Annotated in this window: 16 protein-coding genes; 8 read left to right on the top strand and 8 right to left on the bottom strand. The window is 75.1% G+C overall.

Going from position 1 to position 16,203, the window contains the following annotated elements; translation table 11 throughout:
* Window positions 1-125: 125 nt before the first annotated feature.
* Window positions 126-2,336 carry a molybdopterin oxidoreductase family protein gene (locus tag ACF08D_RS26080; RefSeq protein ID WP_392225773.1) on the bottom strand — a complete coding sequence of 737 codons (2,211 nt, stop codon included), beginning with the start codon at window positions 2,334-2,336 and terminating at the stop codon, window positions 126-128.
* A gap of 219 nt (window positions 2,337-2,555) precedes the next feature.
* On the opposite strand from ACF08D_RS26080, the gene hmgA reads away from it, so the two are divergent.
* The 4 genes from hmgA (at window position 2,556) to ACF08D_RS26060 (ending at window position 7,216) form a co-directional block, all read left to right on the top strand.
* The gene (hmgA, locus tag ACF08D_RS26075; protein ID WP_392225772.1) at window positions 2,556-3,935 is read left to right on the top strand and encodes a homogentisate 1,2-dioxygenase; all 1,380 of its coding nucleotides are present in this window, start codon (window positions 2,556-2,558) and stop codon (window positions 3,933-3,935) included.
* A gap of 12 nt (window positions 3,936-3,947) precedes the next feature.
* The gene (locus ACF08D_RS26070; RefSeq protein ID WP_392225770.1) at window positions 3,948-4,697 is read left to right on the top strand and encodes a GntR family transcriptional regulator; all 750 of its coding nucleotides are present in this window, start codon (window positions 3,948-3,950) and stop codon (window positions 4,695-4,697) included.
* Window positions 4,698-4,740: 43 nt separating this feature from the next.
* On the top strand, window positions 4,741-5,940 hold the full coding sequence (locus ACF08D_RS26065; protein ID WP_392225768.1) for a type ISP restriction/modification enzyme: 1,200 nt from the start codon (window positions 4,741-4,743) through the stop codon (window positions 5,938-5,940).
* Between the two features lie 73 nt (window positions 5,941-6,013).
* A complete protein-coding gene (locus ACF08D_RS26060; protein WP_392225766.1) occupies window positions 6,014-7,216 on the top strand; it encodes a CaiB/BaiF CoA transferase family protein in 1,203 nt (400 codons plus the stop codon).
* A gap of 96 nt (window positions 7,217-7,312) precedes the next feature.
* On the opposite strand, the gene ACF08D_RS26055 is transcribed toward ACF08D_RS26060, so the two are convergent.
* Both ACF08D_RS26055 and ACF08D_RS26050 read right to left on the bottom strand, forming a co-directional pair.
* Entirely contained in the window at window positions 7,313-7,576 is a 264-nt protein-coding gene (locus tag ACF08D_RS26055; protein ID WP_392225765.1) for a hypothetical protein, read from the bottom strand.
* A 310-nt stretch (window positions 7,577-7,886) separates the two neighbouring features.
* Complete coding sequence (locus ACF08D_RS26050) at window positions 7,887-8,696, bottom strand: SGNH/GDSL hydrolase family protein (protein ID WP_392225763.1); 810 nt, start codon at window positions 8,694-8,696, stop codon at window positions 7,887-7,889.
* Window positions 8,697-9,120: 424 nt separating this feature from the next.
* On the opposite strand from ACF08D_RS26050, the gene ACF08D_RS26045 reads away from it, so the two are divergent.
* The gene (locus ACF08D_RS26045; protein WP_392225761.1) at window positions 9,121-10,215 is read left to right on the top strand and encodes a DUF5925 domain-containing protein; all 1,095 of its coding nucleotides are present in this window, start codon (window positions 9,121-9,123) and stop codon (window positions 10,213-10,215) included.
* 27 nt (window positions 10,216-10,242) lie between these two features.
* Here ACF08D_RS26045 and ACF08D_RS26040 read toward each other — a convergent pair whose 3' ends face one another.
* Window positions 10,243-10,617, bottom strand: a complete 375-nt coding sequence (locus ACF08D_RS26040; RefSeq protein ID WP_392225759.1) for a GntR family transcriptional regulator — start codon at window positions 10,615-10,617, stop codon at window positions 10,243-10,245.
* 71 nt (window positions 10,618-10,688) lie between these two features.
* Between ACF08D_RS26040 and ACF08D_RS26035 the strand changes: the two genes are divergently transcribed.
* Together ACF08D_RS26035 and ACF08D_RS26030 are read left to right on the top strand one after the other, a co-directional pair.
* Window positions 10,689-11,612: a GNAT family N-acetyltransferase gene (locus ACF08D_RS26035; protein WP_392225757.1), complete on the top strand. Its 924-nt coding sequence runs from the start codon at window positions 10,689-10,691 to the stop codon at window positions 11,610-11,612.
* Window positions 11,593-12,108 carry a DUF402 domain-containing protein gene (locus ACF08D_RS26030; RefSeq protein ID WP_392225755.1) on the top strand — a complete coding sequence of 172 codons (516 nt, stop codon included), beginning with the start codon at window positions 11,593-11,595 and terminating at the stop codon, window positions 12,106-12,108. Before ACF08D_RS26035 ends, ACF08D_RS26030 begins: the two co-directional genes overlap by 20 nt.
* Here ACF08D_RS26030 and ACF08D_RS26025 read toward each other — a convergent pair.
* The 3 genes from ACF08D_RS26025 to ACF08D_RS26015 are packed head-to-tail and all read right to left on the bottom strand — an operon-like array spanning window position 12,080 to window position 15,095.
* On the bottom strand, window positions 12,080-13,576 hold the full coding sequence (locus ACF08D_RS26025) for a tripartite tricarboxylate transporter permease (protein ID WP_392225753.1): 1,497 nt from the start codon (window positions 13,574-13,576) through the stop codon (window positions 12,080-12,082). The two genes, ACF08D_RS26030 and ACF08D_RS26025, sit on opposite strands and share 29 nt — an antisense overlap.
* A complete protein-coding gene (locus tag ACF08D_RS26020; protein WP_392225751.1) occupies window positions 13,576-14,115 on the bottom strand; it encodes a tripartite tricarboxylate transporter TctB family protein in 540 nt (179 codons plus the stop codon). The genes ACF08D_RS26025 and ACF08D_RS26020 overlap by 1 nt, the downstream gene beginning before the upstream one ends.
* Window positions 14,112-15,095: a Bug family tripartite tricarboxylate transporter substrate binding protein gene (locus tag ACF08D_RS26015; RefSeq protein WP_392225749.1), complete on the bottom strand. Its 984-nt coding sequence runs from the start codon at window positions 15,093-15,095 to the stop codon at window positions 14,112-14,114. The genes ACF08D_RS26020 and ACF08D_RS26015 overlap by 4 nt, the downstream gene beginning before the upstream one ends.
* Before the next feature lie 115 nt (window positions 15,096-15,210).
* Between ACF08D_RS26015 and ACF08D_RS26010 the strand changes: the two genes are divergently transcribed.
* On the top strand, window positions 15,211-15,897 hold the full coding sequence (locus ACF08D_RS26010) for a response regulator (protein WP_392225747.1): 687 nt from the start codon (window positions 15,211-15,213) through the stop codon (window positions 15,895-15,897).
* Window positions 15,898-15,973: 76 nt separating this feature from the next.
* On the opposite strand, the gene ACF08D_RS26005 is transcribed toward ACF08D_RS26010, so the two are convergent.
* The gene (locus ACF08D_RS26005) at window positions 15,974-16,174 is read right to left on the bottom strand and encodes a hypothetical protein (protein WP_392225745.1); all 201 of its coding nucleotides are present in this window, start codon (window positions 16,172-16,174) and stop codon (window positions 15,974-15,976) included.
* Window positions 16,175-16,203: the final 29 nt, after the last annotated feature.

Raw genomic sequence — 16,203 nt, 5'->3', positions numbered from 1 at the left:
ACACCTCACGTTCACCCTTGAACTCCACCGGGGGCGGCGGCCCGGACGACGTTAGGTGCCCCGTTCGGCGCCCAGCAAGATGCCGGCCCGTGAGCAATACGAGCAAAACCCCAGCTCAGAGGCGGTCAGGCGGAGGGCTCCGGACCGAGGGCGGTCACCTCGACCGGGAAGCCGTTGAGGACGGCCGTGCCCGACAGCGGGTCGAGCCGGGTGCCGTCGAGGAGCTGGTTGACGTTGACGCCCGGCCGGGCGGAGGCGACCGCCGTGCGCGTACCGGGCCGGTCGTGGCCCCAGCCGTGCGGGAGGCTCACCACGCCCTCGCGGACGGCGTCCGTCACCTCGACGGGCGCCCGCAGCTCACCGCCCTCGGCCGCGACCCGGGCGGTGGCACCGTCGGCGAGGCCCAGCCGGGCGGCGTCGGCCGGGTGGACCTGGAGGGTGCAGGTGTTGGTGCCGCCGCGCAGGGCGGGGAGGTTGTGCATCCAGCTGTTGTTGGACCGGAGGTGACGGCGGCCGACGAGGAGCAGCCGGCCGGCGGGCGCGTCGAGCGCGGCGCGCAGCCGGGGCAGGTCGCCGGCGATCGGTCCGGGCAGCAGCTCGATCCTGCCGCCGGGGGTCTTCAGCACCTGCGGTAGGCGCGGTTCCAGCGGGCCGAGGTCGATGCCGTGGGGGTGCTCCAGGAGCCGGTCGAGGGTGAGGCCGTACGGCCCGAGGCGGAGCATCAGGTCCAGCCGGCGCTCGGCGCCGTCCCGGCCGGTGAGGCTCTTCGCGTACGTCTCGGGGTCCTGGCCGTACGCCGGTGAGTGCGGCTGCGCGGCGGCCTTGGCCAGGGCGTGCCGGACGGCGAGGTCGTCGACGGCGGACGGGTCGGCGCCGGGCGTGCCGGAGGCGGCGAGGATCAGCCGGGCGTGGATCTCGCACTCGTCCATCCGGCCCGGCTCCAGGGGGACCGGCGCGCGGGTGTAGCGGACCTGGTTGCGGACGGCGAAGGCGTTGAACGCGAAGTCGAAGTGGGCGCTCTGGGCGGGCGGGGGCGGGGGCAGGACCACGTCGGCGTGGCGGGTGGTCTCGTTGAGGTAGGGGTCGACGCTCACCATGAGGTCGAGCCCGCCGAGCGCGCGGTCGAGGCGGTCGCCGTCGGGGGCGGAGAGGACCGGGTTGGCGGCGATGGTGATCAGCGCGCGGACGCGGCCCTCGCCGGGGGTGTCGATCTCCTCCGCCAGGGCGGCCAGGGGCAGTTCGCCCTTGGTCTCGGGGTGGCCGGAGACCCGGCTGGTCCAGCGGCCGAGCGCGAAGCCCCGGCCGGGGCCCGCCGGGCGGGGCGCGGGCGCGGTGGCGGCGAGCGGGAACAGGGCGCCGCCGGGCCGGTCGAGGTTGCCGGTCAGGACGTTGAGGACGTCGACCAGCCAGTTGGTGACGGTGCCGTGGGCGACCGTGCTGCCGCCGACGCGCCCGTAGACGGCCGCGGTGGGCGCGGCGGCCAGCTCGCGGGCGAGCGCACGCACGGTGGCGGCGTCCACGTCGCAGGGGCCGGCCACCGCCTCCGGGGTGAACTCCCGCAGCGCGTCCCGTACGTCGGCGACCCCGGCGACCTGTCCGGTGAGCGCCCCGAGGTCGGTGAGGTCCTCGGCGTACAGCACGTGGACGAGGGCGGCGAGCAGCAGCGCGTCGGTGCCGGGGCGGACGGCGACGTGCCGGTCGGCGAGGCGCGCGGTGCGGGTGCGGCGCGGGTCGACCACGGTGAGGGTGCCGCCGCGTGCGCGCAGCGCCCGGAGGCGGCCGGGAAAGTCGGGGGCGGTGCACAGACTGCCGTTGGAGTCCAGCGGGTTGGCGCCGACGATCAGCAGGTGGGCGGTCCGGTCGAGGTCGGGGACCGGGATGGCGAACGGGTCGCCGAAGAGCAGCCCGCTGGAGACGTGCTTGGGCATCTGGTCGACGGTGGACGCGGTGAACAGGCTCCGGGTGCGCAGGGCGCCGAGGAGCAGCGGCGGGTAGAGGGCGCCGGCCATGGTGTGGACGTTGGGGTTGCCGAGGACCACCCCGACGGCGTCGGCGCCGTGCCGGGCGGCGAGCGGCGGCAGGGCGGCGGCGATCCGGCCGAACGCCTCGTCCCAGCCGGCCTCCCGGAGGGTGCCGCCCTCCCGGACCAGCGGGACGCGGAGCCGGTCGGGGTCGGCGTCCAGCTCCCCGAAGGAGGCGCCCTTGGGGCAGATGAATCCGTGGCTGAAGACGTCGTCGCGGTCGCCCCGCGCCCCGGTGACACGGGTGCCGTCGAGGGTGAGGCGCAGCCCGCAGGTGGCTTCGCAGAGCGGGCAGATGCGCAGAGCGGTGGGCATGGCGGCCTCCCGGTGTGGCGGTCCCGGGCGACGATACCGACCGGTACGCATGTCGGCCATGGGCCGGACACGACGGGCCGTACGGGGGCGCCCGGCCGGGGAACCCGGCGGCCGGCGGGCGCGTCCAAGGCCCACCCCGTTGACGTGGGCGCGCTGGAATCCTACGGTCTTCCATAGGATTTCATGGGCGGCAGGTCGAGCGAACGGCAGGAGCGGGCGATGACGAGCGACGGCACCGGACAGGCGCACGAGCGGGCGGGACAGCGGGAGCGCGAGCAGGCGCGCGAGCGGGCGAACAAGACCGCCGAGGCGCTGGCGTACCAGACCTGCTTCGGCAACGAGCACAGCTCGGAGGCCGTGCCCGGGGCCCTGCCGCTCGGCCGCAACTCCCCGCAGCGCGCCCCGCTCGGGCTGTACGCCGAGCAGCTCAGCGGCTCCGCGTTCACCGAGCCGCGCGCCCTCAACCGCCGGTCGTGGCTCTACCGCGTCCGCCCCTCGGCCGCGCACCCGCCCTTCGTCCGCACGGACAACGGCGCCCTGCGCTCCGCGCCGTTCACCGAGACCGTGCCCGACCCCAACCGGCTGCGCTGGGACCCGCTGCCGGAGCCGGCGCCCGGCACCGACTGGCTGGCCGGTCTGTGGACGCTCGGCGGCAACGGCGACACCACCCAGCGCACCGGCATGGCCGTGCACCTCTACCACGCGAACACCGCCATGGACCGGGTGTTCAGCGACGCGGACGGCGAGCTGCTGATCGTCCCCGAGCGGGGCGGGCTGCTGCTCCGCACCGAGCTGGGCCTGCTGGCCGCCCGCCCCGGCGAGGTGGCGCTGATCCCGCGCGGGATCCGCTTCCGCGTGGAGCTGCTGGACGAGACGGCACGCGGGTACGTGTGCGAGAACTACGGCCGCCCCTTCGAGCTGCCCGAGCTCGGCCCGATCGGCGCCAACGGGCTGGCCAACCCCCGGGACTTCCGGGCGCCGGTCGCGGCGTACGAGGACGTGGAGGGCGAGGTGGAGGTGGTCAGCAAGTTCTGCGGGAACCTGTGGACCGCGACGTACGACCACTCCCCGCTCGACGTGGTCGCCTGGCACGGCACGCATGTGCCGTACGTCTACGACCTGCGGACCTTCAACGTGATGGGGACGATCTCCTACGACCACCCCGACCCGTCCATTTTCACGGTGCTCACCTCGCCGTCGGACACCCCGGGGCTCGCGGGCGTCGACTTCGTGGTGTTCGCGCCGCGCTGGCTGGTCGGCGAGGACACCTTCCGCCCGCCGTACTTCCACCGCAATGTGATGAGCGAGTACATGGGCCTGATCGAGGGCGCCTACGACGCCAAGACGGCCGGCGAGGGGGGCTTCGTCCCCGGCGGCGGCTCGCTGCACAACATGATGTCGGCGCACGGCCCCGACCGGGAGACCTTCGACCGGGCGAGCGCGGCGGAGCTGCGGCCCCAGCGCATCGACGACGGCCTGGCCTTCATGTTCGAGACCCGCTGGCCGCTCACGGCCACCGCCGGGGCGGCCGGGGCCGGGCATCTGCAGCGCGGGTACGACGACGTGTGGCAGGGTCTTGAGCGCCACTTCCGGCCGTAGTACGGAGCACTCGTGACCGCCTTCGCCCCCGACTCGCTGGTCCTGAACCGCAAGCTCCCGCTGTGGTACCAGGTCTCGCAGTCCCTGCGCGCCTCCATACTCGGGCGCTCGCCGGACGCCTCGCTGCGCTTGCCCACCGAGGAGCAGCTCGCCGCGCACTACGGCGTCAGCGTGCTGACGATGCGCCAGGCGCTCAAGGAGCTGGAGGCGGAGGGGCTGATCAGCCGGCACCGGCGGCGCGGCACCTTCATCGAGCCGGGCGCCCGCCGCAGCGCCCCGCGCCGGCTGCTGGGGTCGATCGACGCGATCGTGGCCCAGCAGTCCGGCGAGCGGACCACCATCCTCGGCCACGGCGAGGACAAGGTCCCCGGCGACCTCACCGAGCACTTCCCGGGGCTGGACGAGGTGGTGGTGTACCGGCGGCTGCGCCGCGACGGGGAGAGCGGCGAACCCACCAACTGGGCGGAGAACGCGGTCCGTCCGGAGGTGGCCGCCCGGATCGACCTGGCCGACCTGGAACGGTGGCCGATGACCAAGGTGCTGCGGGACGCGGTCGGGGTGCGCATCAGCCGGATCACCGACACCGTGGAGGCCCGGCTCGCCGACCCCGAGACCGCCGAACTGCTCCAGGTCCCGCTGCTCTCGCCGATCCTGCACTACACGGGCGTGACCTACGACGAGGACGGCCGGGTGGTGGACGTGGCACGCATCCGCTACCGGGGCGACCGGTTCTCCTTCACGGTCACCGTGGAGGCCGACTGAGCCCCGCCCGCCCGGCGGCGGGGCGGGGGCACAAGGCCCTACCATGCGGGCCGTGACCGACGACGCACCGCTCCTCGACGACCTGATGCCCTGGTCCGTGGCGCCGCTGCGCACCGGGCGCGACTGGGTGATCGCCCCCGACGCCCGCACCCTGCGGGCCCGCTGGGACGCGCTGGTACGGGCACGGGACGAGGAGCGGGAGGCCCTGTTCCGCCCGACCCGGGCGCGCACCACGGCCAGCGCGGTCGCCGCCCTGCCCGGGCAGCGGACCGGCACCGCCCGGCTGGCACGGGACCCCGGGCCCTGCCCCGAGCCGGTGCGCCTCGCGCACGGGCCGTTCGACGAGCAGTGGCTGCTGCCCGACCACCGGCTGCTGGACGCGGCCCGCCCCGAGCTGTGGCGGGTGGCGGACGGGCGGCAGTGGTTCGCGGTCGAGCAGGGGTACGTCCCCCGGGAGCCGGGCCCCGCGCTGCTGGTGACGGCGGTCCTGCCGGACGGCCGCTCACCGGCGGGCCGGCCGGGCCGGATCCGCCCGCTGTACCGGCGCCCCGGCGGCCGGGAGCCGAACGTGGCGCCGGGGCTCCTGCCGCTGCTGGCGGAGCGGTACGGCACCGGGGTCGCCCCCGAGGACCTGCTGGCCTGGGCGGTGGCCGCCGCCCGCCCCTCCCCCGCCGGGTGCGCCGTCCCGCTGCCCGCCGACCCGGACCTCTGGGCGGCCGGTGTGGCGCTGGGCCACCGTATGGCGGACGTGCAGCTGCGCGGCGCCCGGAGCGGCCGGCGCCCCCGGCTGCCCGGCGGGCGGCGCCCCTATGTGCGTGCGGCGCTCCCGGAGCGCCCGGACCGCCTGGCGTACGACGCGGACGAGGAGGCGCTGCTGGTGGGCGACGGCGGCCGGATCGCGCCCGTGCCGGCGGAGGCGTGGGAGTACCGGGTGGGCGGGGTGCGGATGCTGGAGCTGTGGTTCGGGCGCCGTACCGCCCCGGCCGCGCCCGGCACGCTGGAGGCCATCCGGCCCGGCCGGTGGCCGCAGGAGTGGACGTCCGAGCTGCTGGAGCTGATCACCGTGCTGGCGCTCCAGGCCGGGCTGGAGGCGGAGCGGCCCGACCTGTCCGGCGCGGAGCGGCTCACCCGCGCCGCTCTGCGGGCGGCCGGGGTGCTGCCCGCCCCGGCCGCGGCGCGGCGGCCCGCCTCGGTCCTGGACCGGTCGGAGGAGGGCCCCGAGGGCCAGCTCGCCCTGCTCTGAGCGCCCCGGGGCCCGGCGAGCGGCGGCGCCCGGGGGGTGACAGGAGCGGGGCGCAGGGGGTAGGCACGGCGGCATGAGCACTCAGCCGCTTCCCCTCCCCCTCGACGGCATCACCGTCGTCGCCGTCGAGCAGGCCGTCTCGGCGCCGTTCGCCACCCGGCAGCTCGCCGACCTGGGCGCCCGGGTCGTCAAGGTCGAGCGCCCGGACGGCGGGGACTTCGCCCGGGGGTACGACACCGCGGCCGGCGGTCTGGCCTCGCACTTCGTCTGGTGCAACCGGGGCAAGGAGTCGGTGGCCGTGGACCTGAAGGACCCGCGCGGCCTCGCGCTGGTGCGCCGGCTGGTGGCGGGGGCGGACGTGTTCGTGCAGAACCTGGCGCAGGGGGCGGCGGCCCGGCTGGGCCTGGACGCCCGGACCCTGTGCGCGGAGCACCCCCGGCTGGTCGCGGTGGACATCTCCGGGTACGGGGAGGGCGGCCCGTACGCGCACAAGCGGGCCTACGACATGCTGGTGCAGTGCGAGGCCGGGCTGGTGTCCGTGACCGGCACCCCGGAGCAGCCGGTCAAGGCGGGCATCCCGGCGGCCGACACGGCGGCGGCCATGTACGCCTTCTCGGGGGTGCTGGCCGCCCTGCTGCGGCGGACGGCGACCGGGCTCGGCGGGCCGGTGGAGATCTCCATGCTGGAGTCGCTCGCCGAGTGGATGGGGCACCCGCTGCACCACGGGATGCACGGGGGCGAGGCACCGGCGCGCACCGGGGTCGCGCACGCCGTCATCGCGCCGTACGACGCCTATCCGACGGCCGACGGCGGCCAGGTGATGCTGTCCGTGCAGAACGACCGCGAGTGGCGGCGGCTGGCCGGAGAGGTGCTGGGCCGCCCGGAGCTGGCCGCAGACCCGGCGTTCGCCACCAACACCGCGCGGGTGGCGCACCGGGCGGAGACGGACGCGGTGGTGGCGGGGGCGCTGGCCGCGCTGGACACCGGGGAGGCGGTGCGGCGGCTGGAGGCGGCGGGCATCGCGTGCGCCCGGCTGAACACGGTCGCGGACGTGGCGGCGCATCCGCAGCTGGCGGCACGGGACAGGTGGCGGCGGGTGGAGACCCCGGTGGGGCCGCTGCGGGCCCTGGTGCCCCCGATCGGGCTGCCGGGCGGGCCGCCGGCGCGGATGGGCGCGGTGCCGGCGCTGGGCGCGCACACGGACGCGGTGCTGCGGGAGCTGGGGGTCGCGGAGGAGGAGCGCGCCGCCCTGCGCCGGGACGGGGTGGTGGCCTGAGGGCCGGGGGGCGCGGGCGGAGGGGTGGACGAGCCGTGGGCGGACGGGTGCGTGTGACGCGGCCCACGGCCCATCAGGACCGGTGGAGACGTTCGGTCAGGCGTGGCTGCCGAAGAGCGAGCGGCGCAGGCGGCGCAGCGGGGCGAAGAGCCTGACGCGCGCGCCCTTGCTGGTGCCGGCGTGCCGGACGTCCCTGGTGGTCAACTCCCGCATCAGCAGAGTCGCTTCCACGGTCTCGCGCTGCGGGACGGCCGGACCGCCCAGCACCGCGAGGTGGCGGTCGAGGCGCGTACTGGTCGCGCTGCTCCCGCATGTGATGGCAGGCACTCGGGGCCTGCTGCGCACCGTTATCTGTTCCATGTCACTCCCCACCCGTACGAGGGCACCCGGCCGCTGCACATTAACCCTATCGTCCCCGCATCACACGCGTGTATCCCGCTGGAGCGATTCACCACACATGTACGAAGGTTGACGATTACGCTCCGAAGTCAGGTGGCTGCAGAGCGAGTTGGCCGCGCTCCGCGCGGCCGGTGCCGGTCCTGGCCATCGGCCGGAACCCGAAGAACCGTACCGCGCAAGGTTGCTGGCGGTTCGTCAGGGGTGGCCGGACACCACCGGCCGGGCGCTCGCGGGTGCTCCGAGGCCCGGCCGGGGCGGTCCGGACCGTCACTCAGAGTGCCGACCGGAAGGCCGGAAGGTAGCCACCGGAGTGTCCGGCGGCCGTGGGGTGGTAGGACTCACCGATGTTGAGCCAGTTGACGCTGTGCAACCAGGAGGCTCCCGAGCAGATCTCGTGCCCCGTGAAGGCGGGGGTGACGTCGGCGAAGGTGTAGCCGTGGTCGGCCGCGCGCTTGGCGGTCGCCGCGTTGAGGTGGTCGGCGCCGCTGTTGATGGCCCGGCGCTCGTTCTCGGTCAGACCGGCGAGGCAGCTGCCGCCGATCTTGTAGAAGCGGGGGTAGCCGAGGACGACGACGCGCGCGGAGGGGGCCTTGGCGCGGACAGCGTTGTACACGGAGTCGAGCCGGCCGGGCAGGGTGGTGTCGACGAAGCGCTTCGCCTCGTTGACGCGGGAGACGCAGGTGGCCTCCGACTGGAGGACGCAGGTGGTCATCACGTCGGCGAATCCGGCGTCGTTGCCGCCGACGGTGAGGGAGACGAGGTCGGTGGCGGCGGAGAGCGGACCGAGCTGACCGGATGTCACATCGGCGGTGCGGGCGCCGGAGCAGGCGGTGAACGCGAAGGACGCGGGGGAATTCGCGGCGGCCCAGAGAGCGGGGAAGGCGCGGGGGGTGCGCTTGCAGTTTCCGCTGGAGCTGTCGTAGCTGCCGGCGCCGACTCCGGAGGAGTACGAATCGCCGAGGGCGACGTAGTCGACGGCGGCTGCCGACGTGTCCGCCTGCGCCGCCGTTCCCCCGGTGAGGGTGAGGGCTGCGCCGAGAAGGAGTGAGGTGGTGAATGCCGCGGCTCGGGACAGTTTCATGGAACCTCCCTTTAGCAGGATTTCTGCCTAAAAATTTCGTAGCAGGATGCAGTGTCCATGCCAATAGGCGCCGCATGGCGTAGGGATGACATCCAGCGGAAATGGACGGACCGTCAAGGACGAAATCCCCGATTTCAGGGACAAGTCGCAAACCAAACACCGGAGTTGCGCCACCCGCCCCCCACCCTCCGCCCCCCGGCCGCGGGCGTGTCCCGGCCGCCGCCCGCCCCCGGCCGGGCGCCGCCGCGACGCGCCGCCGTGTGCTCCGTACGGGTGTCACCGGCCCGCCCCGTCACCCACCCCGCCGGGGCGACGCCGACGGGCCGTCACCCGCGGTCCCGGTGCGGGCCGTACACGCGCTTCAGCGCCGTACACGCGCGTAAACACCGTGCACCGGCGGCGGGTGTGGCGGATCATGGGGCGCATGTCCGCCAACCCGCATGAGGCCCTGCCGATCCGGCTCACCGTCGACGACAGCGACTCACCCGCCGACGTCGTCGACGCGCTGTTCCTCGGACGCTTCGCCACGGGCGAGCAGCCGTACGCGCACAGCTCGTCCCTCGACCGCGTCCGGTCCGGCGCGACCCTGCTGCCGCCCGGCGCCGCCGTGCTGCGCTCCGCGCGGGACGACGACCGCAGCGCCACCCTGGCCGAGGGCGAGGGCTGGACGCTGCTGGTGTCCCGCTGGAACCGGGGCGCCGACGTCACCGTCACGGCGGTCGACGAGGAGCTGGCGCGGAAGGTGCTGCACCAGGCGACGGACGGCGCCGAGGACGAGCCCGAGCCGCAGCCGGACAACGTGACCATGGGCTTCTGGTACGTGTCGCCGCGCCGCGGCCCGTACCGCACGACCCGCCGCATCGCCGCCGGGACGTGGGAGGAGGTCCGGCCCAACTACACCGCGCCGGTGGCCCTGGCGATGGACCGGCTGATGAAGGTCACGCCCGACGACATCGCGGGCCGGCTGCTCCTGCTGCACGGCCCGCCCGGCACCGGCAAGACCTCGGCGCTGCGCACCCTCGCGCGGGCGTGGCGCGACTGGTGCCAGGTCGACTGCGTGCTGGACCCGGAGCGGCTCTTCAACGACGTCGGCTATCTGATGGACATCGCGATCGGCGAGGACGAGGCCACCGGCAAGGGCCGGTGGCGGCTGCTGCTCCTGGAGGACTGCGACGAGCTGATCCGCGGCGAGGCCCGGCACACCGCCGGCCAGGCCCTGTCCCGGCTGCTGAACCTGACGGACGGTCTGCTCGGGCAGGGGCGCAACGTCCTGGTAGGCGTCACCACCAACGAGGACCTGGAGCGCCTGCACCCGGCCGTGGTCCGCCCCGGCCGCTGCCTGGCCCGGATCGAGGTCGGTCCGATGACCCGGCCGGAGGCGGTGGCGTGGCTCGGCACCGAGGAGGGCGTCGGCCGGGACGGCTCGACACTGGCGGAGCTGTACGCGCTGCGGCGCGGCACCGGCCCGGCGGCCGTCCCGGACCAGACCCGGGGCCCGGACGCGGGGCTCTACCTCTAGAGCCTGTACGCCCAAGGACCATCCGGTTCAGTCCCCGTACGCGGCGCGCAGCGCGTCCGTCACGGCGGCGCCGGCGTCCGCGCGGCTCAGCCCGAGCCGGCGGGCCTCGGCGGCGTACGCAGCGGCGGCCGCGGCGGCCTGGCGGGCGGCGGCGTCCCCGGCGGCGGCGACGAACGTGCCGGCCCGGCCGCGGGTCTCGACCACCCCGTCCGCCTCCAGCACCCGGTAGGCCTTGGCGACCGTGTTGGCGGCGAGGCCCAGCTCCTCCGCCAGGCCCCGCACGGTCGGCAGCTTGTGGCCGACGGGCAGGTGCCCGGAGCGGGCCTGCTCGGAGATCTGGGCGCGCAGCTGCTCGTACGGGGCGGTGGCGGAGTCCGCGTCGAGGGAGATCTTCAGGGTCACGGGCCGATTGTCCCCCACCGCCACGATATTCGGAGGCGGCCGGGGCCGGGCCGCGCGTAGCGTGCGGCCCCATGACTGTGATCGTGCGGGACTTCCGTCCCGAGGACGCCGAGGCCGTGAGCAGGTCCCGGCAGGCGTGCGTACCGTTCCAGGTGGCGACGCCGCGTTCGGTGCTCTTCGACGTCGAGAACGTCAACCCGGCCGCGAAGTTCCGCCTGCTGGTCGCCGAGAGGGACGGTGAGGTCGTCGGGACGGCCTACGCCGGCATCGCCTACGACAGCAGCGAGCCCGGCCAGTCCTACGCCACCCCGCAGGTCCACCCCGATCACCGGGGACACGGCGTGGGCGGCCTGCTGCTGCGGACCGCCGAGGAGCACCTGGCGGCCGAGGGCGCGACCTCGCTGTACGCCTATGTGAGGGACGAGCCGGGCAGCCTGGGGTTCGCGGGAAAGCGGGGCTACCGGCCCACCCGGTCCTCGCACTTCCAGCGCCTCGACCTGGCGCGCACGGACCTGCCCGAGCTGCCCGGGACGCTCCCGCCCGGCGTCGCACTGCGTACCGCCGCCGACTACGAGGCGGACCCGCGCCCGATGTTCGTCGCCGACGCGGAGGCGACGGCCGACGAACCGAGCGACATCGCCACGGACTTCGACGACTACGAGGACTGGGTCCGCCACACCTGGAACAACCCCCTGCTGGACCGCGGCCTCTCGACGGTCGTGACCGTCGACGGTGAGGTGGCGGCCTACACCGCCGCGTTCACGGACGGCGGGACGCGGTACGTGTCGGGCATGACCGGCACCCTGCGTGCTTACCGGGGGCGGGGCCTGGCGAAGCTGGCCAAGACCGACTCGCTGCGCCGGGCCCGCGCGGCGGGCTGCACCGAGGCGTTCACCAACAACGACGGTGCGAACGGCCCGATGCTGGCGATCAACCAGTGGTTCGGGTACGAGGTCTGCGCGACGGAGGTCCGGCATGTCCGCACGCTCGGTTGAGGTGCGTCTCGTCAAGGCCGGGCGGACGAAGATCGCGTACCCGGCGGACGTCGTGGCCGACGACGGCGTCCGGCTGACGGTCACCGCGCCGTGGGCGGCGGACGGGGTGCGGGACTTCGGGTTCGTCCGCTTCGAGCCGGGCGACGTGTTCACCGAGCACTTCTGGCGCGACCGGTGGTACGCGGTGAAGGAGGTGCGGGGCCCGGGCGGCGCGCTGAAGGGGTGGTACTGCGACGTCACCCGGCCGGCGCGGGTGGAGGGGGACACGGTCGTCGTGGAGGACCTGGACCTCGACCTGTGGGTGCCGGCGGACGGCGCCGAGATCCTGCGGCTGGACGAGGACGAGTTCGCGGCGAGCGGCCTGGCGGAGCGGGACCCGGCCGCCGCGGCGGCGGCACAGGAGGCCCTGGACGCGCTGGAGGCCCTGGCCCGTGCCGGGAGGCTGCCCGGCACGGACACCGGGCCGGTCACCGGCGCGCGGCGCGGCGGCGGGTGAGCGGCCGCCGCAGCAGCGGCCACGCCAGCAGGAGGGCGATCACCGCGTACACGGTCACCGAGAACGGGGTGTTCACCAGCCCGGTGACGCTCCCGTCGCTGATCTGGAGCGCCCGGCGCAGCTGCTGTTCGGCCGCCGGGCCGAGGATGACCCCGATGACGGCGGGCAGCACGGGCAGGCCGTAGCGGCGCATCCCGAAGCCGAGCAGGCCGACCACCAGCAGGACGACCAGGTCGACGGCCTCGCCGCCGACCGCGTACGCGCCGGTGGCGGCGAAGAACAGGATCCCGGCGTAGAGGTACGGGCGCGGGATGCGCAGCAGCCGGGCCCACACCGGTGCGAGCGGCAGGTTGAGCGCGAGCAGCAGCACCATGCCGACGAACAGGGAGGCGATCAGCCCCCACACCAGGGCGGGTTCCCGCTCGAACAGCAGCGGGCCGGGCTGGATGCCGTACTGCTGGAACGCGGCGAGCATCACGGCGGCGACCGCGGTGGTGGGCAGCCCGAGCGTCAGCATCGACACCAGGGTGCCGGCCGCCGAGGCGGACGCGGCGGACTCGGGGCCCGCCACGCCCTCGATGGCGCCGCGGCCGAACTCGTCCTTGTGCCGGGAGAGCCGCTTCTCGGTGACGTACGACAGGAAAGTGGGAATCTCGGCGCCGCCGGCCGGGACGGCGCCGAACGGGAAGCCGATGAGCGGGCCGCGCAGCCAGGGCTTCCACGTCCGCCGCAGGTCGTCCCGGCCGAGCCAGGGGCGGCCGGCGGGAATGGCCTCGCCGCCGCCGCGCCGCAGGTGGGCGGCGACCCAGAGGGCCTCGCCGATGGCGAAGAGACCGACGGCGACGATGACGACGTCGATGCCGTCGGCGAGCTGGAGCGAGCCGAAGGTGAGCCGCTGCTGCCCGGTCGTCCCGTCGAGTCCGACGAGGCCGAGGGTGAGGCCGATGAGCAGCGAGGCGATGCCCCGGAGCCGGGAGGAGCCGAGGACGGAGGTGACGGCGATGAACGCCAGCACCATGAGGGCGAGGTAGTCGGGCGCGCCGATGCCGACGGCGAGCGAGGCGACGGTGGGGGCGAGGGCGACGAGCAGGACGGTGCCGATGAGGCCGCCGGCGAAGTGCCCGCCGGCCGCGGCGGCGAGGGCCTGGGCGCCGCGGCCGGCTCTGGCCATCGGGTTGCCCTCGATGGCGGCGACGACGGCGGCGCTCTCGCCGGGGGTGTTGAGCAGGATGGAGGTGGTGGAGCCGCCGAACATGGCGCCGTAGTAGATGCCGGCGAACATGATGAAGGCGCCGGTGGGTTCGAGGCCGTACGTCACGGGCAGCAGCAGCGCCACCGCCATCGCGGGGCCGATGCCGGGCAGGACGCCGATGGCGGTGCCGAGGAGGACGCCCACGGCGGCCCACATCAGGTTCACCGGGGTCAGGGCGGTGCCGAAGCCGTCGATCAGGGAGTTCAGCGAATCCATCAGAGCACTCCCATCAGCGGGCCGCCGGGCAGCGGGACCCCGAGCAGGCGGTCGAGGACGGTGTAGGTCACCAGGGAGAGGACGGCGGCGATCAGCGGGTCGCGGCCGGGGCGGCGGCTGCCGAGCGCGTACGCGGAGCCCCAGAAGATCAGTGCGCCGGCGGCCGGGAACCCGGCCGGTTCGATGAGCGCGGCGCCGCCGAGGAACACCCCGGCGAGCAGCAGGACGGTGCGCCGGTCGGCGGGTTCGGACAGGTCGACGTCCTCGCCGCCCTCGGCCTCGCCCCGGCCGCCGCGCAGGACGTCGGCGGCGAGGAGGGCGGCGACCACGACCAGGGCGGTGCCGACCAGGAGCGGGACGGTGGCGGGCCCGACGGGGCCGCGCTGTGCGGAGGCGGTGTCCATGGTCGCCGCGTCGGTGAGGACGAGCGCGCCGAGGACGGCGAGCAGCAGGCAGACGCCGAGTTCGGAGTGGTCGCGCAGCCAGGCACGGCGGCCTCCCCCGGTGCCGGGGGTGGGGGCGGGGGCGGGCTCGGTCACAGTCCCAGCTCCTTCAGGACGGAGTCGACACGGGTGTCCTGCTGGTCGAGGAAGGCGCCGAACGCGTCGCCGGCGAGGAACGCGTCGGTCCAGCCGTTCTTCCGCAGCGACTCGCGCCACTGCGGGGAGGCGTGCAGCCGGGTGACCAGGCCGGTGAGCCGGTCGCGTTCGGCGGCGGTGAGGCCGGGCGGGGCGACGATGCCGCGCCAGTTGGTGAAGTCGGTGGCGAGGCCGGACTCACGCAGGGTGGGGGCGTCGAGGCCGGGGACGCGCTGCGGGCCGGTGACGGCGAGGACGCGCAGCTCGCCCGCCTCGATCTGGTCGAGGTACTCGCCGACGCCGGAGACCCCGAAGGCGACCTTGCCGCCGAGGAGCGAGGCGAGGAGTTCGCCGCCGCCGTCGAAGGCCACGTAGTTGACGGTCTTCGGGGCGATCCCGGCGGCCCGGGCCATCAGCATGGGCGCCAGGTGGTCGGGCCCGCCGGGGGACGAGCCGCCGCCGACGGGCAGCCCGGCGGGGTTCTTCCGCCAGGCGGTGAGCAGGTCCTGGAGCGTCCGGTACGGGGAGTCCTTGCCGACGACCACGATGTCCTGCTCCTCGGTGAGCCGGGCGATCGGGGTGGTGTCGGCGAGGGTGGCGGGCGACTCGTTGGTGTGGACGGCTCCGACGACGCCGAGGCCCATGGACATGGCCAGCCTGCCGTTGCCGCGTTCGCCGACGAGCCGGGTGAGGCCCACGGTGCCGCCGGCGCCGGGCAGGTTGAAGACCTCGATGCCGTCGGTGAGCCCCGCGTCCTCGGCGTCCTTGGCGGCGGTGCGGGCCGTGATGTCGTACCCGCCGCCGGGGGTGTTGGGGACCATGAGCCGCAGGCCGGGGATTCGGGTGCCGGTGGCGGCGCCGCCGTCCGGGGAGAGCAGCGGCGGCCCCACCAGCACCAGCAGCGCCGCCCCGAGCAGGGCGAGCGGAGTGCGCATACGCAACGGAGCCTCCTGTCGTGTGAAGTGGCCCACATGTTGCCGCCGCGTGAGGAAGCTGTCTCCCTTCCGCAATCAACGGACGTTGTGGTCGTTGTGGTCGGGTCCTACCGTGTCGCCGGTGACGAAAGTGCTGGTGGTGGACGACGACTTCATGGTCGCCAAGCTGCACGGCCGCTATGTGTCCGCGATGGACGGGTTCACGGTGGTCGGGGTGGCGCACAGCGGTGCCGAGGCGCTGCGCGCGGCGGACGCGCTGCGCCCGGACGTCGTCCTGCTGGACGTCTACCTGCCGGACATGGACGGGATCGGTGTGCTGCGTGAGCTGCGGGCGGGGGGGCACGGCGTGGACGCGCTGTTCATCACGGCGGCCCGGGACGCGGGCACGATCCGCGCGGCGCTGCGGGCGGGCGCCCTGCACTATCTGATCAAGCCGTTCAGCCAGGCGGCGCTGCGCGAACAGCTGCTGCACGTGGCGGCGTTGCGGACGCGGCTGGAGGCGTTGGAGGACGGGGTGGCGGAGGCGCGGCAGGAGGACGTGGACCGGATCTTCGGCACCCGCCCGCCGGGGTCGCGGGAGCTCCCCAAGGGCCTGGCCGGGCCGACCGCCGACCTGGTGGACCGGGTCCTGCGCGACCACCCGTCGGGTCTGTCGGCCGCCGAGTGCGCGCGGGCGGCGGGCTCCTTGTCCCGGGTGAGCGCCCGCCGTTACCTGGAGTACTTCGCGGAGACGGGCCGCGTCGAGGTGACCCTGCGCTACGGCGGTACGGGCCGCCCGGAGCGCCGCTACCGGCTGCGGGGGCGCTGAGGGGCGGCGGCGGACGCGGACGGCCCTCGGCCCCTCCCGGGCGGGAGGGGCCGAGGGCCGTTCACCGGTGGGCGGCTCAGGGGGCGAGGCAGGCGGCGCCCGGGACCTCGGCGGGCACGCCGAGGCCGGCCAGGTCGACGAGTCCGGTGACCTCCTGGACGGCGCAGTCCACGGTGGCGGTGGGGTCGGGGACGGCGGTGGCGGGGGTGGCGAGGGCGCCGAGGAGCACGGCGGTTCCGAAGGACAGGGCGGCGAGTACGCGCGTGGTGTGGTTCATGCCCGGCCAACGATCTTGCGCCGTTCGGG

Origin of the sequence: Streptomyces sp. NPDC015131 (genome assembly GCF_043079975.1) — a bacterium.
Classification (GTDB): Bacteria; Actinomycetota; Actinomycetes; order Streptomycetales; family Streptomycetaceae; genus Streptomyces.
The sequence above is the reverse complement of the archived record's forward strand: the minus strand, read 5'-3'. Positions and strand labels throughout refer to the sequence as shown.